At 70.3% G+C, this 25,473-nt stretch carries 27 protein-coding genes and 1 pseudogene; 11 read left to right on the forward strand and 17 right to left on the reverse strand.

The features are described from left to right. Positions 1 to 134: 134 nt before the first annotated feature. The 4 genes from ACI2L1_RS16480 to ACI2L1_RS16495 all read right to left on the reverse strand — a co-directional run bounded on the left by ACI2L1_RS16480 (position 135) and on the right by ACI2L1_RS16495 (position 3,005). Positions 135 to 887: an SDR family oxidoreductase gene (locus ACI2L1_RS16480; protein ID WP_362657952.1), complete on the reverse strand. Its 753-nt coding sequence runs from the start codon at positions 885 to 887 to the stop codon at positions 135 to 137. Between the two features lie 21 nt (positions 888 to 908). After that, positions 909 to 1,670, reverse strand: a complete 762-nt coding sequence (gene fabG / locus ACI2L1_RS16485) for a 3-oxoacyl-ACP reductase FabG (protein ID WP_404740009.1) — start codon at positions 1,668 to 1,670, stop codon at positions 909 to 911. Positions 1,671 to 1,836: 166 nt separating this feature from the next. Further along, positions 1,837 to 2,253: a DUF3037 domain-containing protein gene (locus ACI2L1_RS16490; protein ID WP_404740010.1), complete on the reverse strand. Its 417-nt coding sequence runs from the start codon at positions 2,251 to 2,253 to the stop codon at positions 1,837 to 1,839. Further along, positions 2,250 to 3,005 (reverse strand): HipA family kinase, encoded by a 756-nt coding sequence (locus tag ACI2L1_RS16495; RefSeq protein ID WP_404740011.1) that lies wholly within the window; start codon positions 3,003 to 3,005, stop codon positions 2,250 to 2,252. Before ACI2L1_RS16495 ends, ACI2L1_RS16490 begins: the two co-directional genes overlap by 4 nt. Before the next feature lie 168 nt (positions 3,006 to 3,173). Here ACI2L1_RS16495 and ACI2L1_RS16500 point away from each other — a divergent pair, with 168 nt between their 5' ends. Continuing rightward, positions 3,174 to 3,659, forward strand: coding sequence for a Rieske (2Fe-2S) protein (locus ACI2L1_RS16500; RefSeq protein WP_404740012.1), 486 nt, complete (start codon positions 3,174 to 3,176; stop codon positions 3,657 to 3,659). Here the strand turns inward: ACI2L1_RS16500 and ACI2L1_RS16505 are convergent. Next, on the reverse strand, positions 3,646 to 4,302 hold the full coding sequence (locus tag ACI2L1_RS16505) for a cysteine hydrolase (RefSeq protein WP_404740013.1): 657 nt from the start codon (positions 4,300 to 4,302) through the stop codon (positions 3,646 to 3,648). The two genes, ACI2L1_RS16500 and ACI2L1_RS16505, sit on opposite strands and share 14 nt — an antisense overlap. A 136-nt stretch (positions 4,303 to 4,438) precedes the next feature. Between ACI2L1_RS16505 and ACI2L1_RS16510 the strand changes: the two genes are divergently transcribed. Further along, positions 4,439 to 4,906 carry a pyridoxamine 5'-phosphate oxidase family protein gene (locus ACI2L1_RS16510; RefSeq protein ID WP_404740014.1) on the forward strand — a complete coding sequence of 156 codons (468 nt, stop codon included), beginning with the start codon at positions 4,439 to 4,441 and terminating at the stop codon, positions 4,904 to 4,906. 1 nt (position 4,907) lies between these two features. On the opposite strand, the gene ACI2L1_RS16515 is transcribed toward ACI2L1_RS16510, so the two are convergent. Next, positions 4,908 to 5,810: a LysR family transcriptional regulator gene (locus tag ACI2L1_RS16515; protein WP_404740015.1), complete on the reverse strand. Its 903-nt coding sequence runs from the start codon at positions 5,808 to 5,810 to the stop codon at positions 4,908 to 4,910. Positions 5,811 to 5,884: 74 nt separating this feature from the next. Between ACI2L1_RS16515 and ACI2L1_RS16520 the strand changes: the two genes are divergently transcribed. Further along, on the forward strand, positions 5,885 to 6,808 hold the full coding sequence (locus tag ACI2L1_RS16520) for a DMT family transporter (protein WP_404740016.1): 924 nt from the start codon (positions 5,885 to 5,887) through the stop codon (positions 6,806 to 6,808). Between the two features lie 114 nt (positions 6,809 to 6,922). Here the strand turns inward: ACI2L1_RS16520 and ACI2L1_RS16525 are convergent, their stop codons facing one another. After that, positions 6,923 to 8,254, reverse strand: coding sequence for an aminotransferase class I/II-fold pyridoxal phosphate-dependent enzyme (locus ACI2L1_RS16525; protein ID WP_404740017.1), 1,332 nt, complete (start codon positions 8,252 to 8,254; stop codon positions 6,923 to 6,925). 35 nt (positions 8,255 to 8,289) lie between these two features. Here ACI2L1_RS16525 and ACI2L1_RS16530 point away from each other — a divergent pair, with 35 nt between their 5' ends. Together ACI2L1_RS16530 and ACI2L1_RS16535 are read left to right on the forward strand one after the other, a co-directional pair. Next, complete coding sequence (locus tag ACI2L1_RS16530) at positions 8,290 to 8,973, forward strand: pyridoxamine 5'-phosphate oxidase family protein (protein WP_404740018.1); 684 nt, start codon at positions 8,290 to 8,292, stop codon at positions 8,971 to 8,973. Beyond that, the gene (locus ACI2L1_RS16535; protein ID WP_404740019.1) at positions 8,973 to 9,605 is read left to right on the forward strand and encodes an FMN-binding negative transcriptional regulator; all 633 of its coding nucleotides are present in this window, start codon (positions 8,973 to 8,975) and stop codon (positions 9,603 to 9,605) included. The genes ACI2L1_RS16530 and ACI2L1_RS16535 overlap by 1 nt, the downstream gene beginning before the upstream one ends. A 40-nt stretch (positions 9,606 to 9,645) precedes the next feature. Here the strand turns inward: ACI2L1_RS16535 and ACI2L1_RS16540 are convergent, their stop codons facing one another. From ACI2L1_RS16540 to ACI2L1_RS16550, 3 genes and pseudogenes are all read right to left on the reverse strand, one after another. Next, positions 9,646 to 10,557, reverse strand: coding sequence for a DMT family transporter (locus tag ACI2L1_RS16540; protein WP_404740020.1), 912 nt, complete (start codon positions 10,555 to 10,557; stop codon positions 9,646 to 9,648). A gap of 191 nt (positions 10,558 to 10,748) precedes the next feature. Next, the gene (locus ACI2L1_RS16545; RefSeq protein ID WP_404740021.1) at positions 10,749 to 11,747 is read right to left on the reverse strand and encodes an EamA family transporter; all 999 of its coding nucleotides are present in this window, start codon (positions 11,745 to 11,747) and stop codon (positions 10,749 to 10,751) included. 88 nt (positions 11,748 to 11,835) lie between these two features. Continuing rightward, positions 11,836 to 12,401, reverse strand: a pseudogene (locus tag ACI2L1_RS16550) (Clp protease N-terminal domain-containing protein). A 308-nt stretch (positions 12,402 to 12,709) separates the two neighbouring features. On the opposite strand from ACI2L1_RS16550, the gene ACI2L1_RS16555 reads away from it, so the two are divergent. Further along, positions 12,710 to 13,138, forward strand: a complete 429-nt coding sequence (locus ACI2L1_RS16555; RefSeq protein WP_404740022.1) for an SRPBCC family protein — start codon at positions 12,710 to 12,712, stop codon at positions 13,136 to 13,138. A 77-nt stretch (positions 13,139 to 13,215) separates the two neighbouring features. Here ACI2L1_RS16555 and ACI2L1_RS16560 read toward each other — a convergent pair whose 3' ends face one another. Then, entirely contained in the window at positions 13,216 to 13,839 is a 624-nt protein-coding gene (locus tag ACI2L1_RS16560) for a PadR family transcriptional regulator (protein WP_404740023.1), read from the reverse strand. Between the two features lie 293 nt (positions 13,840 to 14,132). Between ACI2L1_RS16560 and ACI2L1_RS16565 the strand changes: the two genes are divergently transcribed. Beyond that, positions 14,133 to 14,561: a TnsA-like heteromeric transposase endonuclease subunit gene (locus tag ACI2L1_RS16565; protein WP_404740024.1), complete on the forward strand. Its 429-nt coding sequence runs from the start codon at positions 14,133 to 14,135 to the stop codon at positions 14,559 to 14,561. Then, the gene (locus ACI2L1_RS16570; protein ID WP_404740025.1) at positions 14,558 to 14,878 is read left to right on the forward strand and encodes a hypothetical protein; all 321 of its coding nucleotides are present in this window, start codon (positions 14,558 to 14,560) and stop codon (positions 14,876 to 14,878) included. The genes ACI2L1_RS16565 and ACI2L1_RS16570 overlap by 4 nt, the downstream gene beginning before the upstream one ends. A 123-nt stretch (positions 14,879 to 15,001) precedes the next feature. Here ACI2L1_RS16570 and ACI2L1_RS16575 read toward each other — a convergent pair whose 3' ends face one another. Continuing rightward, on the reverse strand, positions 15,002 to 16,126 hold the full coding sequence (locus tag ACI2L1_RS16575) for an NAD(P)/FAD-dependent oxidoreductase (RefSeq protein WP_404740026.1): 1,125 nt from the start codon (positions 16,124 to 16,126) through the stop codon (positions 15,002 to 15,004). A gap of 200 nt (positions 16,127 to 16,326) precedes the next feature. On the opposite strand from ACI2L1_RS16575, the gene ACI2L1_RS16580 reads away from it, so the two are divergent. Further along, positions 16,327 to 16,680: an antibiotic biosynthesis monooxygenase family protein gene (locus ACI2L1_RS16580; RefSeq protein ID WP_404740027.1), complete on the forward strand. Its 354-nt coding sequence runs from the start codon at positions 16,327 to 16,329 to the stop codon at positions 16,678 to 16,680. A gap of 13 nt (positions 16,681 to 16,693) precedes the next feature. Here the strand turns inward: ACI2L1_RS16580 and ACI2L1_RS16585 are convergent, their stop codons facing one another. The 3 genes from ACI2L1_RS16585 to ACI2L1_RS16595 form a co-directional block, all read right to left on the reverse strand. Then, positions 16,694 to 17,593: an alpha/beta hydrolase gene (locus ACI2L1_RS16585; protein WP_404740028.1), complete on the reverse strand. Its 900-nt coding sequence runs from the start codon at positions 17,591 to 17,593 to the stop codon at positions 16,694 to 16,696. A gap of 85 nt (positions 17,594 to 17,678) precedes the next feature. Beyond that, positions 17,679 to 18,581 carry an RNA polymerase sigma-70 factor gene (locus ACI2L1_RS16590; protein ID WP_404740029.1) on the reverse strand — a complete coding sequence of 301 codons (903 nt, stop codon included), beginning with the start codon at positions 18,579 to 18,581 and terminating at the stop codon, positions 17,679 to 17,681. Positions 18,582 to 18,611: 30 nt separating this feature from the next. Then, positions 18,612 to 19,823 (reverse strand): NAD(P)/FAD-dependent oxidoreductase, encoded by a 1,212-nt coding sequence (locus ACI2L1_RS16595; RefSeq protein ID WP_404740030.1) that lies wholly within the window; start codon positions 19,821 to 19,823, stop codon positions 18,612 to 18,614. A gap of 156 nt (positions 19,824 to 19,979) precedes the next feature. Here ACI2L1_RS16595 and ACI2L1_RS16600 point away from each other — a divergent pair, with 156 nt between their 5' ends. Beyond that, entirely contained in the window at positions 19,980 to 20,792 is an 813-nt protein-coding gene (locus ACI2L1_RS16600; protein WP_404740031.1) for a PhzF family phenazine biosynthesis protein, read from the forward strand. A 10-nt stretch (positions 20,793 to 20,802) separates the two neighbouring features. Here the strand turns inward: ACI2L1_RS16600 and ACI2L1_RS16605 are convergent, their stop codons facing one another. Next, positions 20,803 to 21,603 (reverse strand): CPBP family intramembrane glutamic endopeptidase, encoded by an 801-nt coding sequence (locus ACI2L1_RS16605; protein ID WP_404740032.1) that lies wholly within the window; start codon positions 21,601 to 21,603, stop codon positions 20,803 to 20,805. A gap of 185 nt (positions 21,604 to 21,788) precedes the next feature. Between ACI2L1_RS16605 and ACI2L1_RS16610 the strand changes: the two genes are divergently transcribed. After that, entirely contained in the window at positions 21,789 to 23,570 is a 1,782-nt protein-coding gene (locus tag ACI2L1_RS16610; protein WP_404740033.1) for a substrate-binding domain-containing protein, read from the forward strand. Positions 23,571 to 23,602: 32 nt separating this feature from the next. Here the strand turns inward: ACI2L1_RS16610 and ACI2L1_RS16615 are convergent, their stop codons facing one another. Next, complete coding sequence (locus ACI2L1_RS16615) at positions 23,603 to 25,120, reverse strand: glutamate-cysteine ligase family protein (protein ID WP_404740034.1); 1,518 nt, start codon at positions 25,118 to 25,120, stop codon at positions 23,603 to 23,605. Positions 25,121 to 25,473: the final 353 nt, after the last annotated feature.

The raw sequence follows: 25,473 nt of genomic DNA on the forward strand, positions 1-25,473 counted from the left end.
GCATGCTCAACCGCTTCGGTCACGGGCGCCTTGATCACCGCGATGGTGATGACCCTGTAATGCCGCTGTGCGGCTTTTGTGCGTGGACACGGGCGCCGTCGGTGTCAACGGTGCCCGTGCCGATGCGCAGAGGATCAGCCCACGCCGGCGTTGAGGAAGATGCCGCCGTCGACGACGAGCGTCTGGCCGGTGACCCAGTCGGACTGCGCCGAGGTCAGGAAGGCCGCGGCGCCGCCGATGTCGGAGGGCACGCCGAGCCGGGCCAGCGGGTAGGACGCGGCGGCCTCGGCCTCGCGCCCCTCGTACAGGGCGGAGGCGAACTTGGTCTTCACGACGGCCGGGGCGATCGCGTTGACCCGCACTCCCGGCGCGAACTCGTGCGCCAGCTGCTGGGTGAGGTTGATCAGCGCGGCCTTGCTGACGCCGTACGCGGCGATGAAGGGCGAGGGCGCGATGCCCGCGACGGAGGCGATGTTGACGATCGCGCCGCCGTTGTCCTTCTGCCAGGCGTGCCAGGTCTTCTGCGCGAAGCCGAGCGCGGAGATCACGTTGGTCTCGAAGACCTTGCGGGCCACGTTCAGGTCGAGGTCGGCGATCGGCCCGAACACGGGGTTGGTACCGGCGTTGTTGACCAGGTAGTCGACGCGGCCGAAGGCCTCCATGGCGCGCTCGACGGCGACGGCCTGGTGGGCCTCGTCGTGCGCCTTGCCGGCTACACCGATGGCCCGGTCGGCGCCGAGCTGCTCGACGGCCTCCTTGAGGGCGTCCTCGTTGCGGCCGGTGATGACCACCCGGTCGCCGCGCGCGACGAGCGCCTCGGCGACTCCGTAGCCGATACCGCGGCTGGCGCCCGTGATGAGCGCGACCTTGCCGGAGAGTTCAGTCATGTTCGTGGTTCTCCGTGTTCCCTAGTCGAGCGGTCCGCCGGCGACGTACAGCACCTGGCCGGAGACGAATCCGGCCGCCTCGCCCGTGAAGAAGGCGATCGCGTTGGCGATGTCGTCGGGGTCGCCCACGCGCGCGACCGGGATCTGGGTGGCGGCCGCGGCCTTGAACTCCTCGAAGCCCATGCCGACGCGCTCGGCGGTCGCGGCGGTCATGTCGGTGGCGATGAAGCCGGGGGCGACGGCGTTGGCGGTGATGCCGAACTTGCCGAGTTCGATGGCGAGGGTCTTGGTGAAGCCCTGCAGACCGGCCTTGGCGGCGGAGTAGTTGGCCTGGCCGCGGTTGCCCAGCGCGGAGGAGGAGGACAGGTTGACGATCCGGCCGAAGCCCGCGTCCACCATGTGCTTCTGGATGGCCTTGGTGACCAGGAACGAACCCTTGAGGTGCACGTTCAGGACGGTGTCCCAGTCGGAGACGCTCATCTTGAACAGCAGGTTGTCGCGGAGCACGCCCGCGTTGTTGACGAGGATCGTCGGGGCCCCGAGCTCCTCGACCACGCGCGCGATGGCGGCCTGCACCTGGGCCTCGTCGGAGACGTCCGCGCCGACCGCGATCGCCCGGCCGCCGACCCCGGTGATCTTCTCCACGGTGTCCTTGCAGGCGGCCTCGTCGAGGTCGATCACGGCGACCGCGCGGCCCTCGGTCGCCAGTCGTACGGCGGTGGCGGCGCCGATGCCGCGCGCGGCACCGGTGACGACGGCTACGCGCTGCTCTGTGCTGGACATTCTGGTTCTCCTCGCCCTTGAGAGTTCACCCTGGGAATCACCCTGCTGGGAATCGCCCTGCGAAGGTGCGGCCCCTTCGGTGAGCGACCGCTTAGTACCTTCGGTAGAGGTGACGCTAGAAGCCCTGGCACGCGGTGTCAACGTCACACGAGCCGGGTGTGATCCATTACCTCACCAGCAGGTCGAGCAGGCGCTCGGGCTCGGCGGCCGGATCGGTGGTGAGCCCGGTGTGCACAGGTCCCGGCTGGACGACGGTCGAGCGGGGTGCGATCAGCCAGCGGAAGCGCCGGCCCGCCTCGTCGCGGGCCGCCTGTCCGGCCGCCTCGCCACCGGCGCAGACCCCTTCGACGGCCTCCAGCGCGGCCCGGACACCGGCGACGTCCGCGTCCGGGTCGAGCGCGCGCAGCCGGGCCTCGTCGAGGTGGGTGCGCACACCGACGTAGGCCTTGGCGCGGCAGTAGACGAGCACTCCGGCGTTGATGCACTCGCCGCGCTCGATCCGGGGCACGATCCGCAGCAGGGCGTACTCGAAGACCTCGCGGTCGTCGGTGCGGCCGCCCCTGATGATGTGGCGTTCGTTCACTTGATGCCCTCGATCCGCTCGTGGACGACGGCCGCACGCGCGAGCAGCGGTCGTGCGTAGGTGCGCCGGAGTTCGTCCGACGACTCGAAGCCGGGTTCCTCGGCCAGCCAGACGTCCGGGATCGCGGCGGTGACCTCGGCGAGCAGGTCCTCGGTGACCCGGGGGGCCAGGTCGGCGGCGGCCGCGGCGACATCCGGCGCGAAGGGCTTCAGGACGTGGTCCGAGGCGTCGTAGGGACGGGCGGCGGACTTCTCGGCGCCGGGCCAGTTGTGCTGCCAGATCATGGTCGCGCCGTGGTCGATGAGCCACACCTCGCCCTGCCACCACAGCAGGTTGGGATTGCGCCAGGAACGGTCGACGTTGTTGACCAGCGCGTCGAACCAGACGATCCGGCCGGCCTCCTCGGGGCCGACCGCGAAGGCGAGCGGGTCGAAGCCGAGCGCTCCGGAGAGGAAGTCCATGCCGAGGTTGGTGCCGCCGCTGGACTTCAGCAGCTCCTGCACCCGCTCGTCGGGCTCGCCGAGCCCCAGGTCCGGGTCGAGGTCCAGCGTCACGAGCCGCGGCACCCGGAAGCCGAGCCTGCGGGCGAGCTCCCCGGCCACCACCTCGGCGACCAGCGTCTTACGGCCCTGCCCCGCGCCGGTGAACTTGAGGACGTACGTCCCGTGGTCGTCGGCCTCGACGAGCCCCGGCAGCGAGCCGCCCTCACGCAGGGGCGTGATGTAGCGGGTCGCGATGGCTTCCTTGAGCATCGCCCCAGGTTACTGGCCGACTTGGAGGTCGACAGCGAAGCGACAGCTCTGCTTTACCCGACTCTGATCTCGAACACGTTTAGATCTCGACATCGTCTGAACAACCGGTGTCGGACGACCGTACCCCTGAGCAGCTCCATCTAGTTCCGCGTTGGAAGGAATGTCAGCATGACCAGCGAACTGCCCCATCCCGTTCCGGCTCCTGCCCGTCGTACCGTCGTGGCGGCGGTGGGCGCGGCCGGACTCGCCGTCGCGCTGACCGCGTGCGGATCGGGCGACGACTCGTCCGACTCCTCCTCCAGCACCCAGGCGGACGCCAACGCGAGCGGCGGAGGTTCGAGCTCCAGCTCCGACAGCGGCTCCGGCGGCACCGCCCTGGCGAAGACCTCCGACATCCCGGAGGGCGGCGGCACGATCTTCAAGGACCAGGGCGTGGTGGTCACCCAGCCGACGGCGGGCACCTACAAGGCCTTCTCGTCGAAGTGCACGCACGCGGGCTGCGCGGTGGGCAGCGTCGCCAACGGCGTGATCCTCTGTCCGTGCCACAACAGCGAGTTCTCGGTCGAGGACGGCAGCGTCAAGAAGGGTCCCGCGACCCAGGCGCTGCCGGCCCAGCAGATCACCGTGAGCGGGGACTCGATCACGTTGGCGTGACCCGTGCCCGCCGGGGCCGTGCGAGGCCGCCCAGCACCTCGTCCGTGGTCGCGACCGTGGCGACCAATGCGAGGGTGTGGCGGATCATCGCGGGGGTGTAGTCGGAGGGCACCCCCGCGATGGCGTCGCTCGGCACGACGACGGTGTGGCCGCGGTTCACGGCGTCGAAGACGGCGTTCGGGATCGCCACGTTGGCCGAGACCCCGGTCACGACCAGCGTGCGGCAGCCGAGGTTGCGCAGCAGCGCGTCGACTTCGGTGCCCTGGATCGGGGACAGACCGTGGAGCCGTCGTACGACGAAGTCCTGCTCGGCGACCTCGATCGGGGCGGCCACCCGAACCGCCGCCGTACCGGCCAGCTGCTGGACGGGCAGCCGCTCGGCGGCCCGGAAGAGCCGGGCGTTGCGGCTGGCGCCGCGGCCGTCCGGGCGGCGTTCGGCGATCGCGTGGATCACCTGGACTCCGCTCTCGTGGGCGGCCGCGACCAGCCGGGCGACGTTGGCGAGGGCGCCCGAGGTCCTTGCCTCGCGGGCGAGTTCGGGCAGCGCGCTGTCCGGCCCGACCACGCCCTGCTGACACTCGACGGTGAGCAGGACGGTGGTCTCGGGATCGAGCAGTTCGCGGAGTCGTTCGTACGACGGCACTGTTCCCCCTCCTCGCCGGTGGCCCGGAGCCGGTGACAGTAGCCACCATTGTGTGGGGACGGAAGACGACCCATCCTTTTCTGACGTGATGTCAGAGGATCTCCTCTGACACGACGCGAGAGAAAGAGGGGGACGTATGACCGTCACTCAGCGTCGGGGCCGGAAGATCATGATGACGCCGGGCGAGCTGGACGAGTTCCTCACCAGCCAGCGCACCTGCCGGGTCGCCACCGTGTCCACCGACGGCGCCCCGCACGTCAGCACGCTCTGGTTCGCCTGGGACGGCGCCTCGATGTGGCTGTACTCCGTCGTGCGCAGCAAGCGCTGGACGGACCTGCGGCGCGATCCGCGGGTCGCGATCGTGGTCGACACGGGCGAGGAGTACGACGAACTGCGCGGCGTCGAGCTGTCCGGGGCCGTGGAGTTCGTGGGCGAGGCGCCGCGCACCGGCGAGCTGCGCGCCGAACTCGACGTGCCGGAGACGCTGTTCGCGCGCAAGAACTTCCATCTGGAGGAGATGCCGCACGACGGGAGGCACGCCTGGATACGACTGACACCGGAGAAGATCGTCTCGTGGGACTTCCGCAAGCTGGGGTCCGCGTAGCTCAAACCGCTTGCTCCGCCGCGGACTTCAGCGCCTCGACGGCCGCCCGGATCGACGGGCGGCGGTCCGCGTCCGCCCGCCACACGGCGTAGATGTGGCGGCGGACCGACTGCCGTACGGGCACGGCCCGCACTCCGTCCGGGAGCGGTCCGCGTCCCAGTCGCGGTGCCACGCACACTCCGAGTCCCGCGGCGACCAGGGCGAGTTGGGTGGGGTGCTCCGCCGCCCGGTGGGTCACGCGCGGCTCGATGCCCTTGGGGCGCAGTGTGTGCAGCAGCCACTCGTGGCAGAACTCGCTCTCCCCCCAGCTGACCCAGTCGTCGTCGGCGAAGTCCTCCAGGTCGACCTCGGTGCGGTGGGCGTGCCGGTGGCCGGCCGGCATCACCACGTCGGCCGTGTCGTCGACGATCGGCGCCTTGGTCAGCCCATCGGGTACCGGCAGCGGCTTGTTGTACCAGTCCAGGACGACCGCGAGGTCGAAGTCACCACGGACCACGGCGAGGACGGCCGGCTCGGGCGCCAGCTCCTCCGAGGTCATCCGCAGCTCCGGGTGCGCCGAGCGCAGTCCGGCGAGCGCGGCCGGGAACAGTCCGCGCGCGGCCGTCGGGAAGGCGGCCAGCCGCAACTCGCCCACCACCTGCCCGCGTTGGGCCTCCAGGTCGGACTGGGCGAGCTCGACCTGGGACAGGATGCGGGCCGCGTGGTCGGCCAGCAGACGGCCGGCGTCGGTGAGGCGGACACCCCGGCCGTTCTTGGCGAGCAGTTGCTGGCCCACCTCGCGCTCCAGCTTGGACATCTGCTGCGAGACGGCCGAGGTCGTGATGTGCAGGCCCTCGGCGGCGGCGCTGACCGAGCCGTGCCGGGCGAGGGCGTCGAGGGTGCGCAGGCGCTCCAGGTTCAACATGTAAGCAATACTACGAGATATCTCGCGGAAAAACTCGCTTGCGCTACGACGTCATGTGTCGGATCGTGGTCGGCATGACCACCGCGACCGCATCCGAAGCCCCGGTTCGGGCCTCCCGCCGCCCCGCCCTCGACTGGCGTCTGCGCTTCGGCGTGCTCTCGCTGATCTGGGGGTTCAGCTTTCTGCTCATCAAGGTGGGCACCGAGGGCTACGCACCCTTCCAGGTCACGCTCGGGCGGCTGCTCTTCGGGACGCTCGTGCTGGCGGCGGCGATGGCGGTGAAGCGGGAGCGGCTCCCTCGCGGGCTGCGCACGTGGGGGCATCTGGCGGTCGCCGCGTTCTTGTTGAACGCGCTGCCGTTCTCGCTCTTCGCCTACTCGGAGCTGACGATTCCGTCCACGCTGGCAGGGATCTGCAACGCGACCTCGCCCCTGTGGGGGATGGCGCTGTCCATGGTCGCGCTGTCCGAGGACCGGCCCACGCGTGTGCGTGTCGCCGGTCTCGGGCTCGGCTTTCTGGGGGTACTGACGGTTCTCGGTGCATGGCAGGGGTTCAGCAGGCTGGACTTCACCGGCACCACGATGGCCCTCTTGGCCTCGCTCAGCTATCCGATCGGATGGATCTATGTTCGTCGGACGCTGGCGGGCGTGGGGTACTCGCACATATCCCTGACGGGAGCGCAGTTGCTGTTGGCCACGGTGCAACTGACGGTCGCCACCTTGCTGTTCAGCGGGGTGCCGACGCATGTCTCCGCGCTGCCCCTGCTTGCCGTCGCGACGCTGGGTGCGCTCGGTACCGGGGTGGCCGTTCTCCTTCAGTACGGGCTGGTCGCCGAGGTGGGGCCGACGACCGCGCAGATGGTCACGTACTTCATTCCGGTCATTGCCATGGGGGCGGGGGTTGTGGTGCTGGGCGAGTCGTTGAGTTGGTCGACGCCGGTAGGGGCGGTGGTCGTTCTTGCGGGGGCTGCGCTCACTCAGGTGCGGCGGGGTGCCTAGTCGGGTGGGTTGCGCGCATTGTGGGCGGCTGCGGGTGGAACGTGGCTGGTCGCGCCCCGCGGCGAAGCCGCAGATCGGTACAGTCCCGCGCCCCCAAAGCAACTCGCCTCGCCCCTATACATAATTCCTGGTTGGCGCCGACCCGAGGGCTCCGGAGATCGCGTCCGCCAAGGGTGCGACCTCGTCGGCCGCCAAGGTCGCCACGGTCACCCTGATCCCCTGCGGGGCGCTCATCCTGAAGCGGGCACCCGGGGCCACCGCCCAACCCGCATGGAGCAGGCGGGACACGGCGGCCGTCTCGTCCGGGACCGGGATCCAAACGTTGAGGCCGCTGCGGCCATGGGCCTCCACTCCTCTCTCCGCCAGCGCGTCGATCAGCCGGTCCCGGCGCGCGCGGTACGCCGCGGCCACTTCCGCTGTGTTCAGCACGCCGTCCGCCCATAGCTGCGCCACCGCCCGCTGCGTGATCCGGCTGACCCAGCCGGGGCCCAGACGGTGGCGGCCGTGGACGCGGTCGACCGTCGTCTCGTCGCCGGTCAGGACGGCCAGGCGCAGATCGGGGCCGTAGGCCTTGGCCACGGAGCGGACGAAGGCCCAGTGACGGGTGACTCCGGCCAGGGGATGCAGGGGAAGGTCCACGATGCCGTGGCCGTGGTCGTCCTCGATCAGGAGGGTGTCCGGGTGACCCTTGAGGACTGCGCGCAGGGCACGCGCGCGCGTGGCGGTCACCGAGGCGCCGGTCGGGTTCTGGGCCCGGTCGGTGACGATCAGGGCTCGGGCGCCCGATTCCAGCGCGCGACGTACGTCTTCGGCGCGCGGGCCCTCGTCGTCCACGCCCACCGGAGCCGTGCGCAGACCCAGCGCCGGGACCAGGTCGAGGAGGCTGCCCCAGCCGGGGTCCTCCACGGCGACCGTGTCGCCCGGCTTGAGGTGGGCCGCCAGTACCCGCTCTATCACGTCGAGCGAACCGGAGGCGACGGCGAGAGGGCCGTCCGGAACGCCGCCCGCGGCCAGGGCCTGTCGCGCGAGACGCGCGAGCTCCGGGTCCACCGTCGCCTCTCCGTACAGCACGGGTTCCCGGTCGCCGCGCTCGGCGGCCGCCGCGAAGGCGGGTCCCAGGGGCGGCAGCAGCGCCGGATCCGGGTTGCCGTTCGCCACGTTCCGCACGCCCTCCGGGACCTCCACGCGGACGTACTTGCGTCCCGTGGTGGCCGGCTTGGAGCGCACCCGGCTCCCCCGTCGCCCGGCGGTCTCGATGACCCCGCGCTCCCGCAGGGTGCGGTAGGCGGCCGCGACCGTGTTGGGATTCACACTCAGCTCGGCCGCCAACTCCCGCATAGGCGGGAGCGGTTGACCGGGTTCCAGGTCTCCCGCACCCACCGCACGCTCGACGCTGGCCGCAATCTCCGCTGCGCGTCGGCCTTCGATCCGATATCCTCCTAGCACAAAGAAGATTATGCACTAGTGCAATGGAGATGGCAATGCAGGGGACCACCGCGACCACGCCGGAGCCGAACGCCTACGCGCCGACCGACCGCACCGTCCCGACGCGCGCCCCCGACCGGGCCTCGTACGACAGGGAACTGGTGCACTCGATACTCGACGAGGGGTACGTCTGCCATCTCGGCTTCGTCCGGGACGGCGCCCCGGTGGTGCTGCCCACGCTGTACGGCCGGGTGGGCGAGCGGCTCTACGTCCACGGCTCGACGGGTTCGCGTCCGCTGCGGATGACCGGTAAGGCGGACCCCGGGCTGCCGGTGTGCCTGACCGTCACGCATGTCGACGCACTGATCCTGGCCCGCTCGGCCTTCCACCACTCGATCAACTACCGGTCCGTGGTGGTGCACGGTCTCGCGTACAACGTCACGGACCCCGAGGAGAAGCGCCTCGCCCTGGACGCGCTGGTCGACCACGTCGTCCCCGGCCGTGCCGCCGACTCCCGGCCGGCCAACAAGAAGGAATTCGCCGCCACCGCCGTCATCCGCCTCGACCTCGACGAGGTCTCCGCCAAGCTCCGCACCGGCGGTGTCAACGACGAGCCCGAGGACCTCACCCTCCCCCACTGGGCCGGCGTGGTCCCGCTGCGCAAGGGCTACGGCACCCCCGTGGCCGACGGCGACCTGGACCCCGGCACCCAGCTCCCCGGCTATCTCGCGGGCCTGTGATGCTGATCCACCCCTGGGACGAGGCCCGCGAGGACGCCGAGTGGCAACAGTGGCTCGCCGTCCACGACTTCGGACAGCTCGCCGTCAACGGCCTTTCGGGCGAACCGCCGTTCGTCCAGACCCTGCACTTCGCCTACGACGGCGAGCGCGGCGAGGTCGTCACCCACCTGGCGCGGCCCAACCCGATCTGGGGCGCGCTGGAGGCGGACCCGGACGTCGTGCTGAGCGTGGTCGACGACTACGCCTACATCCCCGGGCCCTGGCAGGCCGAACCTGGTGCCCCGACCGAGCACGGCGTGCCCACGAGCTTCTACGCGGCCGTCCAACTCCGCTGCCGGGCCCACCTGGTGGACGACCCGGCCGAGAAGGCCGCGCTGCTCAACCGACAGATCGGACACTTCCAGCCGGAGGGGGGCTCTGCCCGGGTCGCTGTGGGCGAGGTGCCGTACGGACGGATGCTGTCGGGAATTCGGGGACTGCGGCTCGAAGTGACCGCGGCACGAGCGAAGTTCAAGTACGCCGACAAGCGAACGGAGGAGGTGCGGGACCGGATCGCGGGCGAACTGGCGGTCCGGCGCGGTCCGGGGGACATGGCGGCCCGTGAGCATCTGCTGCGCCGGCAGCGCGCCTGAGCGAGGGGGCCCTTCGGGCAGAAGGGGCCCCTCGGCCCCGTCATGCAGTCACGCGCGCCTCCGTCACCGCGAGGCCCGCGACCGCGCCCAGCATCAGTAGGGTGCCGACCGCAGTGGTCGGCGTGAGTCGCTCACCGAACAGCACGACGGCCAACACCGCCGCGCTCACCGGTTCGAGCAGCATGATCACGGAGACGGTCGTGGACCGGACGACCGCGGCGGCCTCAAAGTAGAGGGCATAGGCGAGGGCCGTGGGGACGGTCGCGAGGTAGGCCAACAGGCCCACGAGCAGGGCAGGTTGACCGGTGTGCGCGACCAGGCCGTCGGCCAGTGCGAAGGGCAGCAGGAAGAGGCTGGTGACCGCGAACACGCCGACGGAGGTGCCGGAGGACTCCGCACCGGCGGCGCGTGTGACCAGGGTCATCACACAGCATCCGGCCGCCGAGAGCAGTCCGAGGAGCACGCCCAACGGCCGTACGGACGCCTCCGCACCGCCGAGCATCAGCACGCCGAGCCCGGCGAGCGCACCGGCGACGGCGGCGACCCCGCTCCGCCCGAGCCGCTCCCCCAGAGCCAGGCGTGCCCCGAGCGCGATGAGGACGGGGCCCGCGCCGAGGGTGACGACGGTGGCCACGGCGAGGCCGGTGGACCGTACGGCGGCGAAGTAGGCGGTCTGGAACACCGCGAGCCCGACGCCCGACGCTCCGACCCGCAGCGCCCTGCGTCCGAGCGGCTCCGAGACGACCGTACGCGCTCGTGGCCGTAGGAGACGGACGGCCAGCAGGACCACGAGGCCGGCTGCGCAGCGCCAGAAGGACAGGGCCACCGGGCCCAGGTCACTGGTCCGGTAGATCAGGGAGGCGACCGCTCCCGCGGTGCCCCAGGTGGTACCGGCGACGATCAGGTAGATGAGGCCTCGCCCGACGGGCAGGCCTGAGGAAGCATGCGACACGTGTTCTCTCCGCAGATGCGCCGAGGCGCGGAAGTTCGGAAGAGGACGCCCGCTCGTCGGCGGGGTCCGCGGACTTCGTCTGCGGGCAGCACCGTTCCGCCCGGCGACAGGCCGGGCGTGGTCTCCGGAGGGCCCGCCTCAGGCGGCCGGCGGAGAGACGATGTGGGTGCGCGTGTGCATGATCCGGGAGCCTAGGCGGCGGTCTCCCGGGCGGACAACCGACTTTCGGTGCCGCCGGTCGCGACCGGCTCCGTTGAGCCCTTGGCCGGGGTCGAGGACTGCGCGATGAACGCGCCCAGGAGGACCACAGCGCCACCCACGATCTGCGGTGCCGAGAGGTGTTCGCCGAGCAGCACCCAGGCCAGGACGGTGGCGACGACCGCTTCGAGACAGGCCACGACTCCGGCTATCGCCGGGGAGAGCCTGCGTACCGAGACCACGCCGGTGACGTAGGCGAGCACGGTGGCGACGAGCACGATCCAGCCGAGCAGCAGTCCGGCCGCGACCGGGGTGCCGTTCATGTCGGCCCGGTGCGTGAGGACGGAGAAGTCCATGCTCCAGGGGCGGGCGACGACGGTCAGGACGGCGGTGCCGACGAGCAGCCCGTACGCGATCACGCCGAGCGGGTCGGGGGCCTCCTCGCCGGAGTCGCTGCCCTGGTCGGACAGGACGAAGTAACCGACCTGGCAGCAGGCCGCACCGAGCGCGAGAAGCAGGCCGAGGGCGTCGAAGCTCAGGCCCGACCAGACCTCGACGACACAGGCGAGTCCGCCGACCGCGAGGACCACGCCGAGCGCGGCGGCGCGGGTGACCGGTCGGTGCTGCACGAACCGCACCCAGCCGAGCACCAGGGCGGGGGCGAGGTACTCGACGAGCAGGGCGACACCGACGGGGATGCGGGAGATCGAGGCGAAGTAGAAGGCCTGCACACCGGCCACGCCGAGCAGGCCGAACCCGGCGAGCAGGGCGGGACGATGGCGCAGCAGCGCCCGGTGGCGCACGGCGAGCGGCAGCATCACGAGGGCGGCGCCCGCCACCCGCAGCCACACCACGTGGAGCGGGTCGAGCCCCGCCTCGATCAACGGCTTGGCCGCGACCCCGGATCCGCCGAAGGCGAGCGCGGACACCAGCGCGAGACCGAGTCCGGCGCCCTCGCCGCCACCGGCCCTGCTGCTCTCAGACGTATGCACCGGCCCATGATGACAGGGGACGACATGAGCGTCACCCCTGTTGACTCCTGTCTCAGCGGCTGGACCGCCCAGGCCCCTGGAAGCCTGCTCAGGGGCTGGGGTGCGACGGGCCGTTCCGGAGGCCTCCCGGTAGGCGGTCGCCGAGCCGCTCGAACACGGCCGGGGCGTCGATTCCCGCGCGGGTCAGCACCTCGACGGCCCGGGAGTCGGGGTCCACCAGGATCGCCGCGAGCAGGTCGGTCCCACGGGCGGGGCCGCCGTCGCGCCGGTCGGCGCGGGCGCAGGCGTACTCCATGGCGCCCGCGGCGAGCGGCGGAAGCCCTCTGCCGTCGTCACGACGGGGACGGCACCGGAGTCCTCGACCGTGCCCTGCCAGCGCAGTCCGTAACCGATGCTGCGCTGCACGAGATAGCCGAGCAGCCGGGGCAGCTGGGGTTCCGTGTCGAAGACGGCGTACGCCTCGGCGTCGGCGTCCAGCAGCGAGTGCAGCAGATGGGCCGTGTCGATCTGCCGGTCCCCGTCCCTGAGCGCCCGTCTGCGGGCACCGGACACCACCGCTGCCAGTTCCGCGCTGAGCCTGGCATCGTCGTCCGGGTCGACCTGCGGCCGACCGCCCTGTTGACGGGCGGACTGCCGGGGGATACGGGGGTGCACATCCCCAACCCCATCAGTCTCAGGTGGTCGAGTCATCCCCGAAGGGAAGCATCTTCGCGTCCCACGCAGAGCGGACCCCGGGGCCGGCGTCTCCTCCTTACGGATGAGATCACGCCTATCTGCGGTGGCGGGCGCGCGCCGCATTGCCGTGCGCTCTCACGCAACCGCGGTGCGAACTCGGCTCGTCCCACACAAGCCGGGTCGACTGAGTGGGCCTCCACAGTTCCTGACGGTTCATCAGTATTGAATGTTGCCCCCGCTACGGCTACTTTCCGCGACACCACAGCCCGCTACGAAGAGGTGGTCGCATGGCCGAAATCAGCGCGGAAGCACGCATACAGGCGCCCGCGGAGAAGGTCTGGGCACAGCTCACGGACTGGTCCGCGTACGGGGAGTGGAACGCCACCCACACCAGCTTCCCCAAGGGCGGCCCGACGGTTGTCGAAGTGGGCGGGACCTTCCAGGAGAACATGAAGCTGATGGGCTTCCCCGCCGAGGTCGAGTGGACCATCGACCAGGTGGAGCCGGCCCGGCTGTTCGCCATCCGGGGCAAGGGCCCGATGGCGGTGAGCGTCGCCACGCGCTACACCCTGACCCCCGACGGCGACGCCACCTTGGTCCGTATCGACGGCGAGTTCACGGGCGCCGCCGTCTCCCTGATGGCGGGCAAGCTGAAGGACTCGGGGACGGCCGCGCTGAACGAGTCACTGCGGAAGCTGGCCGGACTCGTGGAGTGACCGCGGCACACGCGAGGGCGCCCCGCGGATCTCTCCACGGGGCGCCCTTTGATCGCCGTACGGCTGTCCGTCCTCTGTCAGCCCTCGTCGGCGAGGATGAGGTACAGCTTCTTGCGGGCCTCGTTGATGACGGCCACCGCCTTCTCGCGCTGTTCCTTGCTGCCGGTCTTCCAGACCTGCCCGAAGGCCTCCATCAGACCGAAGCCGGCCTGTCGGATCTCACCGAGCGCCTCGAAGTCGACGCCACGGGAGGCTTCCTCCCAGGGCGCGTCGGGGCCCTCGTCGGCCGCGGTACGGCCGGACTCGGTGAGCGAGAACAGCTTCTTGCCACCCTCGGTCTCACTGGCGATCAGCCCCTCGTCCTCCAGCAGTTGGAGGGTGGGGTACACCGAGCCGGGGCTGGGCTTCCACGCCCCGCCGCTGCGCTCGGCGATCTCCTGGATCATCTCGTAACCGTGCATCGGCCGGTCCTTGAGCAGGGCCAGGATCGAGGCACGCACGTCGCCGCGCCGCGCCCTCCCCCTGGGTCCGCCCCGACCCCTCGGCCCCCAGGGCCCGGGACCGAAGCCCGGCCCTCCGAAACCGGGACCACCGGGGCCGCCCGGACCGAAAGGCCCGAAGGCACCTCGCAGGTTCTCGGGACCACCCCGGCCACTACGACCGGCTCCACCGTGTCCACGCTCGAATCCATGGGAACGCATCGCAATCACTCCATTCCATCGTTGATCTGTCGCGATGCGTCAACGATATATCGGAACTGTTCGCATGGCAAGGCCCGTGTTCAGGGAAGGTTCTGTCCCGTCTCACTCAATCGAGTCGTCTTCTCAACGCACCGAGCCGTTCGGGCCTCTGTCTCAGCGAACCTAGTCGCGCGACTGTTCCGTGCATCGAGTTGTCGTACGTCGACGCCGTACACGGGCGTCGACGGCGTCCGCTGCGGGACTGTGTGACGAGCCGGTTCGAGGATGTGGATCCGGTACGTACGTTCCGCTGGTTGCGCGGTGAGCGTCACTTCCCGGGCTGGTACTGGTCGGCGACGACCGTCGTCGATGTGCGTGCGGACGAGCGGATCGAGCCGAAGGACGCCGAAGCGTTCGAGGTGACGCGCCTGCTCTGCGCCCAGGCCGGGTGGAGGTTCGACCGGCTGGGGACACCGGACGCGGTGCTGCTCGCGAATGTCCGGTGGCTGTCGCGCTACCGGCACCCGCGGTGTCTGCGCGAACCGGCGGCCGCCAGGCTCCGGGAAGTCTTCACAACACCGGGGCCGCTCATGGCCGGAGCGGACGCAGCCGGGGACCGGCTGTCGACGCTGCCAGTGTTGTTCCACCTCCTCTGGCTCCAGGAGCTGACCGCCGAGGCCATGCCTGCCGAGTTGCTGGGACCGCGCACGTTCGTGGAGTTTCCGAGTGGAGCTGACCGGTGACGGGGAAGAGGCGGGTGCCGCCGATGGTCTTCCACCCTCAAGTCGTGACGCTCGCCGGACTTCTCGCAGGCCGGGAGTGGGAACACCGTGCGATCGTCTCCGGCCACGTCGCCTGGCTCGTCGAGCAGATCACAGTCCGCAACGTCCTTCTCGGCTACGTCCCCAGGGAGCGCGAGGACCCTCTGATCCAGTGGGTTGAGCAGCATTCCGCCACCCACAAGTTCGTCGCCTTCCACCTAAGTCCGAGGGTCTACGACGCGTTCTTCCCCCGCGAAACGATCCCGCCACGCCCGTTCCACCCCTATTACCGCTGGTGAAGCCCCGGTCGCCCCGAAGTTAATACCGTGACCGGAAGGGATCAGGGGAGGCACCGGTCACGATCCTGATTCGGGCGCACGGAGACGCATCTGCCTGTTCGGATCTGGCGTCTCCGCACGTTGTCACTGAGGGAACCGTTCCGGGCGGAAGTCCGCAAGCATCTCGTCCCTCTTCCCACTGAAGATCTCCGAAGCAAGTAGCCGGCCGATCACAGGCCCGAGTGTGATGCCACTGTGGGAGACCGCCTCGTAGTAGCCCGGCAGAGAAGGCACCGCACCCACTGAGGGGAATCCGTCGGCCGGGATGGGCCGGTGGGCTACCTGTGTCTGCGCGATGAGGGAGTTGCCGAGTTCTGGAACGACACGCTCCGCCGATTCGTGGAGCAGCCGTGCGAGTTCCGCTGGCTCTTCACCGGTGTCGATGAGTGCGTCGATCTCGCGGCTGTGAAGGACCACCGACGCGTCTCCGTCAGGACGGATCTCGATGTGGGGCGCGTGCATGGCTCGGCGAACTGGGACCCGAGCACAGTCGATCCGGGTGACGACGCCGGGTTCCCGGCGCATCGGCAAGTGCCGAGCGATGAGCCTGGCGACCCGGGAAGCGCTGGGCCCTGCCGCGTTCACGACGGCATCGACGTCGAGACAAGCCCCATCCGACAGAGTCACGGTCCGGATGCTCCCGTCGGCGCTGACGCCGATGTCGCAGACCGCGGTGCCGGACCTGCGTTCGGCGCCGGACTCGACGGCTCGCTCGACCAGGCGGCCGACGAGTTGCCGTCCGTGCACCCACGCCTCGTCGGGATAGAACAGGACCGGAGTCTTGCCGGGCACCGTGAGAGCAGGTTCGAGGCGGCGGCGCACCTCGGCCCCCGTGCACACCTCGACCTTGTAGTCCCAGCTAGCCAGCAGCTCGGCTGATTCCAGGAGCTTCGCCTCCGCTGCGGGGTCCCCAGCCCAACGCAGGTGGCCGCTGGGATGCCACCATGAGTCCGGCCCGATGGTCTCTGCAAGCTCCCGGTACGCCGCCATGCCCGCAACGTTCAGGTCGAAGTAGGACCTGCGCCCGGTCTTGTTGCTGGCGTTGACCCACGAGAAAGACCAGTTGGTGACCCCTTCGCCTGGCTGGCCGGCGTCGATGAAGACCACCTCGACCCCGTGCCGCGACAGGTTCCAGCCCACGCTGGCTCCGAGAATGCCCACTCCGATGACAGCAACACGTCCAGATCGCTGCACGCACCCGACGCTCACGAGCGCCCCCTTCCAGCGTCGCGGCCCAACTCCCAGTCCCTAGCATGCCCTCGCCCCGCTTGGTGATGAGCGTGTGTTGAGCGGCGACGTCCGGCTTGGTCCACAGCCACAACCTCAGCCGGACGGTTTCAAGTTGGACTGGCATCGGCGAACACGGTGTGGTTCTGACCGCCGAGCGCGTCCCGCCCTACGGTGGCGCCATGAGCAACCACCCCGAAGCGCCTGTCAGGCCCGTCGAGGCCTACGAACCCCCGTACTACGTGGCCGTCTTCACCACGGTACGGACCCAGGACCAGAGCGGCTACAGCGAGACCAACGCGCGCATGGAAGAACTGGTGAAGGACGTTCCCGGGTACCTGGGGATGGACCACGCGCAGACTCCCGGCGGGCTGGCCATCACCGTCGGCTACTTCCGCGACGCCGAAGCCCTCACGGCGTGGCGGAGCGACATCGAGCACCGCGCGGCACAGAAGCGCGGGCGGGCCGAGTGGTACCAGAGCTACACACTGCATGTGGCGAAGGTGGAGCGCAGCCACGGGTTCACGCGAGCGTAGCTCTGGGACGGTGTCAGCCGTTCAGGGCGGTGCGCAGGGTGGTGGCCATCAGGTCGATGGCCTCCTTCCCGGCGGGTACCGGGCCCGTGTGGGTGAAGTAGTGGTCGACGCCCTCGAAGACCCGGTGGGTGACCGGGACACCGGCGGCCTCCAGGGCCTTGGCGTAGGCGTCCCCCTCGTTGCGCAGGCGGTCGTTCTCCGCGGTGATGACCAGGGCGGGCGGGAGTCCGGCGAGGTCGTCGGCGAGGGCGGGCGAGACCAGGGGCTGGGCGCGGTCGGCTGGGTCCGGGACGTAGGCGGCGGTGAAGATCCGCATGAGCCCGGCACCGAGCAGCGGCTTGGCGATGAGGGACTGCTTGGTGGCCGGGTCGGCCACTTGGTCGAGCGGGGCCGAGTCGAGGATCTGGAGCCGGGGCGAGAAGGTGCCGCGTTCCCTGGCCAGACGGCACACCGCGGCGGTCAGGTTGGCCCCGGCACTGTGTCCGCCCACGGCGAGGCGCGCTCCGTCCCAGCCGCCCGCAGCGCCGTTCCCGGCGACCCACTCGGCGACGTCGTAGGCCTGGGTGACAGGGACCGGGAACGGCCGCTGCGGGGCGACGGCGTAGTCGACGTTGATCACCACGCACCCGGCCGTGGCGGCGATGTAGCGGCAGATGTGGTCGTCCTGCTCGGGGCGGGCGATCACGAACCCGCCCCCGTGGAAGTTGATGTACACGGGGGCGGGGGTGTCCCCGGCGGCGGCCGACGGGCGGTACACGGTGCACGTCACCGGACCGGCGCCGGTCTCCACCCGAAGGCTCTCCGTGCGCGCCGGGATATCGGTGAAGCGCAGGTCTTTGTGGACACGAGCCATCACCCCGCCGAGCAGGAGCTGGATCCCTCTGGCCTGGATTCGAGGAAGGCTGAACGGCATGGCTTGGCACCCATCGCTACAAGGTTAAAGTAACAGGAATCCTGATGATGGATGCCTGACCGCCGATCGCGCAATGGGCAATGGGTCACTCCGTCGTCGGCGCCGTCCGCAGGGTCAGCGGAGTCTCTGCCCCCACGCGGGTCAGCTTCTCCGGGTTACGGACGTAGTACATGCCGCTGATCAGGCCGTCCTCGACCCGTACCGCCAGGACGCCGTCCATCTCGCCGTCCACGTGGAGCACGAGCGCCGGGCTGCCGTTGACCACGGTGGACTCGCCGGTGAGGGTGACGGTGAACTTGGCGATGCCGCCGAGGATGAAGCGGGCGACCTTGTCGGCGGTGACGACCGGTCGCATCGCCGCCTGCTTGATGCCGCCGCCGTCGCTGACCAGGACGACATCGGGGGCGAGCACGTCGAGCAACCCCTGCAGATCACCCGTCTCGAGCGCCAGCCGGAACGACTCCACCGCCGCCCGGGTCTCGCTCGCGGAGGCCGTTCTGCGCGGGCGCCGGGCATCGACGTGCCGGCGGGCGCGGTGCGCGATCTGGCGCACCGCGTCGGGGCTCTTCTCCACGGCGGCCGCGATCTCGTCGTAGTCGACGTCGAACACCTCGCGCAGCACGAACACCGCGCGCTCCGTCGGCGACAGCGTCTCCAGGACGCACATCAACGCCATCGAGAGACTCTCGGACAGCTCCACGTCCTCGGCCACGTCCGGCGCGGTGAGCAGCGGCTCGGGCAGCCACTGACCGACGTACGCCTCCTTGCGGCGCGTCATGGTGCGCAGCCGGTTGAGCGCCTGCCGGGTGGTGATGCGCACCAGGTAGGCGCGCCGGTCCTGCACCCGCTCCAGGTCCACCTCGACCCACCGCATCCAGGTCTCCTGAAGGACGTCCTCCGCGTCGGCCGCCGATCCGAGCATCTCGTAGGCGACGGTGAAGAGCAGGTTGCGGTGGGCGACGAACGTGTCGGTGGCGTGATCAGTCATGTCCCGCTCTCTCCCCTGTCCGCATGCGGACTAGGCCACCTTTTCGACGGTGGCCGGGGTCTCCGCACTCCGGGGGTCCTGGTCGCCCAGGGCCTCCAGCAGCTCCTGGCGCCTGGGGCCTCCCGAGACCTTGTGCAGCCGGTACGAACCGGGCTTGTCCGCCTCCCCGGCCAGGTGCTTGACGATGCCCTGGCACACGAATTCCTTGAGCCGCGCGCCGGGGCGACCAGCGACGTGGAACCCCACCGCGACGTCGTACCGGTGCGCGAACTGGAAGATCCCGGCGCCCCGGCCCAGGCTGATGCACTGGCCGGCGAACGACTGGTTGAGGGGCGCCGGCAGTTCCCCCGTGATCCGGCTGAGCACGGTGTCGGCGGCCCGCGCACCCAGCGGGATCGCGGCCTGGCAGCTCATCCGCAGCGGCAGGTCCGAGGGCGCCGCCGAGTCGCCGGCCGCGACGATGCGCTCGTCGTCGACGCTGGTCAGAGTCTCGTCCGTGAGCAGTCGGCCCAGGGCGTCGGTGGTCAGCCCACTGCGGGCGGCCAGGTCGGGCACGCCGAAGCCGACGGTCCAGACGGTCAGCGCGCTGGGCAGCGTGCGGCCGTCGGAGAGCCGTACGGCATCGCCGGTCACGGCCGTCACCCGCACGCCTTCGAGCACGGTCACACCGAGCCCGGCCAGCCGACCGGCGACCGAGCGCCGGCCCATCCGGTGCAGGTACGGGCCGAGCACCCCGCCGCAGACCATGGTCACCGCGCGGCCCTGCTCCGCCAGTTCGGCGGCGGTCTCGATGCCGGTGGGACCGGCTCCGACGATCGTCACCGGGGCCGCGGCGGAGGCGGCCTCGACAAGCGGCCGCAGCCGCTGGGCGTCCTCCAGGGTGGCGATCGGGTGCGCGAACTCGGCCGCTCCCGGCACGCTCGGGTCGGCGCTGCCACTGCCCACCGCGTAGACGAGGTAGTCGTAGCCGAGCGTGCCGCCGCCGGCCAGCGCCACCTCGCGCCCGCCTGCGTCGATCCGGGTGACGGTGTCGACGACCAGCCGGACCCCCTCGGCCAGGACCTTCCGGTACTCGACGACCGCCGGGTGCGACCCGCCCACCAGCTGGTGCAGGCGGATCCGCTCGACGAAGGTCGGGCGCGGGTTGATCAGGGTCACCGTCACGTCGTCACGCCGGGTCAGCCGGTTGGCCGCCATGACGCCGGCGTAGCCGCCACCGATCACGAGGATTTCGGTGTTCATGGTGTCTCCTCCGTCTCAAGGGGTTCGGCCTCAAGACACCGGGCGACCGACCCCTGTGACAGTTTGTGATCCAGATCACTTCAAAGGCGGGAAATGGGTCCAGCTACCCCGGATTGGCCTTGTTCCGGCCTCAAGATCACGCCGTACCGTCGGCTCATGCGCATCCGAATCGTCGACGCCTTCACCGACCGTCCCTTCGCGGGCAACCCGGCCGGAGTCCTGCTCCTGGACGACGCCTTCCCGGACGACAACCGGCTCCAGAACATCGCCCTGGAGGTAAACCACGCCGAGACGGCCTTCGCCCACCGGCTCCCCGGGGGCGGCGACGCCGACTGGGCGCTGCGTTGGTTCACCCCCGCCACCGAGGTGAACATGTGCGGCCACGCGACGCTTGCCACGGCCCACGTGCTGCACACCACCGGCGCCCACGAGGGCCCGGTGCGGTTCGCCACCCGCAGCGGGGTCCTCATCGCGACGCCGGGCGAGGACGGCTCGATCACCCTGGACTTCCCGACGGCCCCGCTGACCCCGGTCGAGCTTCCCGAGGGGGTCGTCGAGGCACTGGGCGCCGAACCCGTCGCCGCCCGCGACACCGGGCCGGACATCGGCGACCTGCTGCTCGAACTCGCCGACGAGAAGACCGTCCACGCCCTGCGCCCCGACCTCAAGGCCCTGGCCGCCTACTCGGAGCGCGGTGTCATCGCCACCGCCCGCGCCGAGAACCCGGATCTGGGCTACGACTTCGTCTCCCGCTGCTTCTTCCCGAACGTCGGCATCGACGAGGACCCGGTCACCGGCAGCGCGCACACCGCCCTGGCCCCCTACTGGTCCGAGCGCCTCGGCCGTGCCGAACTCACCGGCCTGCAGGCCTCGCCCCGCTCCGGCCGGGTCCGCACGGAGCTGCGCGGTGAGCGCACGATGCTGAGCGGCCGCGCGGTCACCGTGATCGAGGGCGAGCTGCTGGCATAGGCAAAGTCCCTCATGCGGTGGGCAGCCAGCCCACCTTCCCGGCGAGCAGCGCGTACCCCACGAACGCCCCGATGTCGAGCAGAGAATGCGCCACCACCAGGGGACCCACGCGGCCCCAGCGCCGGTACAGGTAGACGAACACCACACCCATCACCATGTTGCCGATGAAGCCGCCGATCCCCTGGTAGAGGTGGTAGCTGCCGCGCAGTACGGAACTGGCCACGAGCGCGGTGCCCGGGGTCCAGCCCAACTGGTGGAGCCGGCGCAGCAGATAGCCGACGACGATCACTTCTTCGAGGATCGCGTTCTGCATCGCCGAGAGGATCAGCACCGGGTACTTCCACCACACGTCGGGCAGCGCCTCGGGCACCACGGTGAGGTTGAAGCCCAGGCCGCGTGCGGCCAGGTAGAAGGCGATTCCGGTGCCGCCGATGACGGCCGCGATCCCGGCCCCGCGCGCGAGGTCGGGACCCGGCCGGGTGCGGTCGAAGCCAAGAGTCCGCAGGCTCTGCCCCTCCCGCAGCAGGAAGTGCGCGACAAGCAGCACGGGCACCAGGGACGACGTGATCCCGAAGAGCTGCCAGGCGAGATCCAGCCAGGGGCGGCCGGGCGCGGCCGAGGCGTTGAGTGTTGCCGCCTGGTCCTTGAGACCCCCTGGTTTCGTGACCGATCCCACAAAACTGATCAGTGCGGACACACCACTCGCACCGAGCGAAAGCCCCAGAACGAGCAGCGTCTCGTCACGGAAGAACCGCCGCGAGAGCGCCTTCTGCGGAAAAGAATCGGCCACTGCCCCTTCCTCCGCCTGCACACCTGCCTCCAGTTGAGTAATCCAGCCTCATCCCCATCGCCGCCCCGCTAGGGTCCTTCGAAAGAAGTTACGAAGATCGTGCGCATGGCCGTTGGGGGGACGGACGCCGTACGGGCGTACCTCCCCCTTTCCTGCCATATACGGCCGTGCCCGCACCGAAATCGACAGGGGAGGGCACCACCGTCATGGGACGTCACAGCTTGCCCGATCAGTATGGGGCGGGCGGCAGCGACCCCCGCCCACGCGCCCGCCGCCGCACCGTGGCCATCGCGACGGTGCTCGTCCTGACCGTCGCCGGCGGTACGGCCGCCGCCGTCCAGGGCGGTCTGCTCTCCTTCGACTCCTCCTGCCGGGACGATGCGGTACGGCTCAAGGTGGCCGCCTCCCCCGACGTGGCCCCCGCACTGCGCGCCGCGGCTGAGCGGGCCCGCGACGAGAACCTCACCTCGGACGGGCGCTGCGTCGACATCACGATCACCGCCCGCGAGTCGTACAAGGTCAGAGACACCCTCGTGGCCGGCAGGGACCCCGGTGCGCAGGTGTGGGTGCCGGACTCGGACGTGTGGATGGAGCAGATCTCCGCGGACGGCGACGCGACGGAGGTGGCCCGCGTCGGCAACGTCGCCTCCAGCCCGGTCGGAATGGCGATGGTGCCGACCGCCGCGAAGTCGCTGGGCTGGCCGAAGAAGACGTACGGCTGGCTGGAGCTGGCCGGTGCCACGCTCCAGGACGACTCCCTCAAGCTCGGCGCCGCCGACCCCGCGCGCAGCGCGACCGGGCTGCTCGCCCTCACCCAGCTCAGCAGCGCGGCCGGGAAGGTCGAGGGCGGGGACACGCAGGCCGCGTCGATGATGAAGTCGCTCTCGCAGCGCATCTCCGACAGTGACGGACAGCTCGTGGAGACACTGCCGCGGGACACCTCGGGCACCGAGCAGGGCAACCCGAAGCGCAACCAGGCGCTTGTCCTGTCGGAGCAGGCGGCCTTCGCGTACAACGCCTCGGCCGACGCGGGGAGCGGTCTGGACTTCTTCTATCCCAAGGACGGTTCACCGCGGCTCGACTACCCCTACGCGCTCGTCGACGAGACACGGCTGACCACGGACGAGAGCCGGGCGGCGATCCGCTTCATGACCTATCTGCGCAAGCCCGAGCAGGAACAGCTGCTGACGGACCGGGGGTTCCGGACGTCCGACGACCAGGTGTCGGCCTCACTGGTCGCGAAGGCCGGGGGCAAGGTACCGCAGCCGTACACGGCGGCGGCCGGTGAGCCCGCCTCGGCGACGGCGCTCCAGGAGGCCCTCGGCACCTGGACGATCACCGTGCAGAGCGCGCGGATCACGACGGTCGTGGACGCGTCCTCCTCCATGTCGGAGACCGTGCCCGGCACCGGCCGCTCCCGGATGGACGTCACCAGGGAGTCCCTCCTGCAGGCCCTCGCCACCTTCACGCAGGAGGACGAGATCGGGCTGTGGGAGTTCTCCACCAAGCTCGACGGCGACAAGGACTACAAGGTCCTGGTGCCGACGGAACGCCTCGGAGGCAGCGCGGACGGGGGCGGCACCCAACGAGAGCGGCTGTCGGCGGCGTTCGGCGGTCTTGAGCCGGTGCCGGGAGGGGCGACGGGGCTGTACGACACCACGCTCGCCGCCTACAAGTCCGCGACCTCCTCGTACGCCGAGGGCAAGTTCAACGCGCTGGTGGTCCTGACCGACGGCGTCAACCAGGACCCGGGCAGCATCTCGCGCGGAGCGTTGGTGTCCGAGCTGGAGAAACTCGCCGATCCTCGACGCCCGGTCCCCCTGATCGTGATCGCGGTGGGCCCCGACGCGGACCGCGCGGAGGCCGACCAACTCGCCGAGGCGACAGGCGGCTCCGGCCAACAGGTCAACAACCCCGCCCAGATCCACACGGTGATCCTGAAGGCGATCGTGGCGGCCGGCGCGCTGGGCAGCGGCAGCGGCGGCTGACTCCGCGCCCTGTCCGCGCCCTGTGTGGCCTCTCATCCCAACGGCACCGGCTCCGGCAACCCCACCGGCCATGTGTGCACCGGCTCTCCCAGGTGCATCAGCTCGCCGTACCGCCGGGTCGTGGCCGCCAGCGCCGCGTCCCGCGACAACCCCGCCTCCCGTGCCCGGTGGAACGTCGCCGCCTGCCAGGACGCCCCGTTGGCCCGGCGCCGGCACCGCTCCTCGATCACCCCGAGATACAGGTCCCGGTCGCCGGACTCGACGCCCCACCCCGCGAGCCCGGCTTCGGCGAGCGGCAGCAGTTCGTCGCGTACGAGGCTCACCGCGTCGACCTCCACCGTGCCGCCGTACCGCCCCCGCCGGGGCCAGGTGAGGCGGGCGTCGATGCCGTACCGGCACGCGGCGTCGAAGTTGGCCGCGGCCGTCTCGAAGGGCATCCGGGTCCACACCGGCCGCGACTCCTCGGCGAGGGCGCGGACGAGACCGTAGTAGAAGGCCGCGTTGGCGATGACGTCCGTGATGGTGGGCCCGGCGGGCAGCACCCGGTTCTCGACGCGCAGATGCGGGACACCGTCGGCGATGCCGTAGACGGGCCGGTTCCAGCGGTACACCGTGCCGTTGTGCAGGACGAGCTCGGCGAGCGAGGGCACCCCGCCCTCGTCGAGGACCTCCAGCGGATCCTCCTCGTCGCAGATCGGCAGCAGGGCCGGGTAGTAGCGCAGGTTCTCCTCGAACAGGTCGTACGCCGAGGAGATCCACCGCTCGCCGAACCAGGTCCGCGGCCGCACTCCCTGGGCCTGGAGCTCCGGCGGACGCGTGTCCGTGGACTGCTGGAAGAGCGGCGGCCGGGACTCCCGCCACAGCTCACGGCCGAACAGGAAGGGCGAGTTGGCGCCGACGGCGATCTGCACGCCTGCCACCGCCTGCGCCGCGTTCCACACGTCGGCGAACCGGCCCGGGGTGACCTGGAGGTGCAGCTGCACAGAGGTGCAGGCGGCCTCAGGGGCGATGGACTTCGAGGTGCAGGTGAGCCGCTCCACCCCGTCGATGTCGAGGACGAAGTCCTCACCGCGCGCCGCCACGATCTGGTCGTTGAGCAGGGTGTAGCGGTCCACGTCGGAAAGGTTGGAGGAGACCAGGTCGTCCCGGTCGAGCGTCGGCAGAATGCCGATCATCACGATTCCCGCGTCGACCTCGCCCGCTTTACGGTCCGCATATGCCAGAGACGTACGGAGTTCCTCGGCGAGCCGGTCGAATACCCGGCCGCCCAATCGGTGTGGGGCTATGTTGACTTCCAGATTGAACATGGCGAGTTCTGTTTGGAAATCTCGGCTTGCGATACGTTCGAGGACCTCTCCGTTCAACATTTTCGGCATACCGTCACCGCCGACCAGATTCAGCTCGATCTCCAGCCCCATGAGGTTCTTGGGCCGGTCGAACCGCTGCTCCGCCAGGAGCCGCTCCAGCCCCGTCAGGCACCTGCGGAGCTTGTCGCGGTAGTGCTGGCGATCGGACAGACCGAACTGACCTGCCGCGACCTTCTCCCCCATCGAAGGGTCCCTCCTCGATGCGTCATGAGTCAGGTGGGATGATGCCCAGCCCGAACGATCGGTAACGTCCCACGACGGCCCTCGGCCCGCTACCCTGTTGAATGTGACCGGTGGCACATTCCTTCGGCATGGAGCTCTCAGCAGTTTCGAGTGCCCTGAAGAACTCGTGAAAAACGCCGACGAGAACGGGCCGACCGCTCCCCGGGCATTTTCCGAGGTCACCGCAGCGGAGCCGATACGGAATCGGGATGATTCCCGCGTATCTCCGACCGAATGGTCCCTTGCTCCAGTCGACGAAAACGGCTAGACGAAACACCGTCTGAACACATGTCGTATAAACTCCGCGAACAAGG

Source organism: Streptomyces sp. NPDC019531 (genome assembly GCF_044903305.1).
In the GTDB taxonomy this organism is placed as follows: Bacteria; Actinomycetota; Actinomycetes; order Streptomycetales; family Streptomycetaceae; genus Streptomyces.

Excerpts from the sequence above, each read along its gene's own strand:
- ACI2L1_RS16495 (WP_404740011.1), bottom strand. The coding sequence starts at position 3,005 with ATGCTCAAGGAAGCCATCGCGACCCGCTACATCACGCCCCTGCGTGAG.
- ACI2L1_RS16480 (WP_362657952.1), bottom strand. The coding sequence starts at position 887 with ATGACTGAACTCTCCGGCAAGGTCGCGCTCATCACGGGCGCCAGCCGC.
- ACI2L1_RS16595 (WP_404740030.1), bottom strand. The coding sequence starts at position 19,823 with ATGAACACCGAAATCCTCGTGATCGGTGGCGGCTACGCCGGCGTCATG.
- ACI2L1_RS16585 (WP_404740028.1), bottom strand. The coding sequence starts at position 17,593 with ATGCCGTTCAGCCTTCCTCGAATCCAGGCCAGAGGGATCCAGCTCCTG.
- ACI2L1_RS16610 (WP_404740033.1), top strand. The coding sequence starts at position 21,789 with ATGGGACGTCACAGCTTGCCCGATCAGTATGGGGCGGGCGGCAGCGAC.
- ACI2L1_RS16520 (WP_404740016.1), top strand. The coding sequence starts at position 5,885 with ATGACCACCGCGACCGCATCCGAAGCCCCGGTTCGGGCCTCCCGCCGC.
- ACI2L1_RS16615 (WP_404740034.1), bottom strand. The coding sequence starts at position 25,120 with ATGGGGGAGAAGGTCGCGGCAGGTCAGTTCGGTCTGTCCGATCGCCAG.
- ACI2L1_RS16500 (WP_404740012.1), top strand. The coding sequence starts at position 3,174 with ATGACCAGCGAACTGCCCCATCCCGTTCCGGCTCCTGCCCGTCGTACC.
- fabG (WP_404740009.1), bottom strand. The coding sequence starts at position 1,670 with ATGTCCAGCACAGAGCAGCGCGTAGCCGTCGTCACCGGTGCCGCGCGC.
- ACI2L1_RS16530 (WP_404740018.1), top strand. The coding sequence starts at position 8,290 with ATGCAGGGGACCACCGCGACCACGCCGGAGCCGAACGCCTACGCGCCG.
- ACI2L1_RS16510 (WP_404740014.1), top strand. The coding sequence starts at position 4,439 with ATGACCGTCACTCAGCGTCGGGGCCGGAAGATCATGATGACGCCGGGC.
- ACI2L1_RS16535 (WP_404740019.1), top strand. The coding sequence starts at position 8,973 with ATGCTGATCCACCCCTGGGACGAGGCCCGCGAGGACGCCGAGTGGCAA.
- ACI2L1_RS16560 (WP_404740023.1), bottom strand. The coding sequence starts at position 13,839 with ATGCGTTCCCATGGATTCGAGCGTGGACACGGTGGAGCCGGTCGTAGT.
- ACI2L1_RS16555 (WP_404740022.1), top strand. The coding sequence starts at position 12,710 with ATGGCCGAAATCAGCGCGGAAGCACGCATACAGGCGCCCGCGGAGAAG.
- ACI2L1_RS16515 (WP_404740015.1), bottom strand. The coding sequence starts at position 5,810 with ATGTTGAACCTGGAGCGCCTGCGCACCCTCGACGCCCTCGCCCGGCAC.
- ACI2L1_RS16600 (WP_404740031.1), top strand. The coding sequence starts at position 19,980 with ATGCGCATCCGAATCGTCGACGCCTTCACCGACCGTCCCTTCGCGGGC.
- ACI2L1_RS16590 (WP_404740029.1), bottom strand. The coding sequence starts at position 18,581 with ATGACTGATCACGCCACCGACACGTTCGTCGCCCACCGCAACCTGCTC.
- ACI2L1_RS16580 (WP_404740027.1), top strand. The coding sequence starts at position 16,327 with ATGAGCAACCACCCCGAAGCGCCTGTCAGGCCCGTCGAGGCCTACGAA.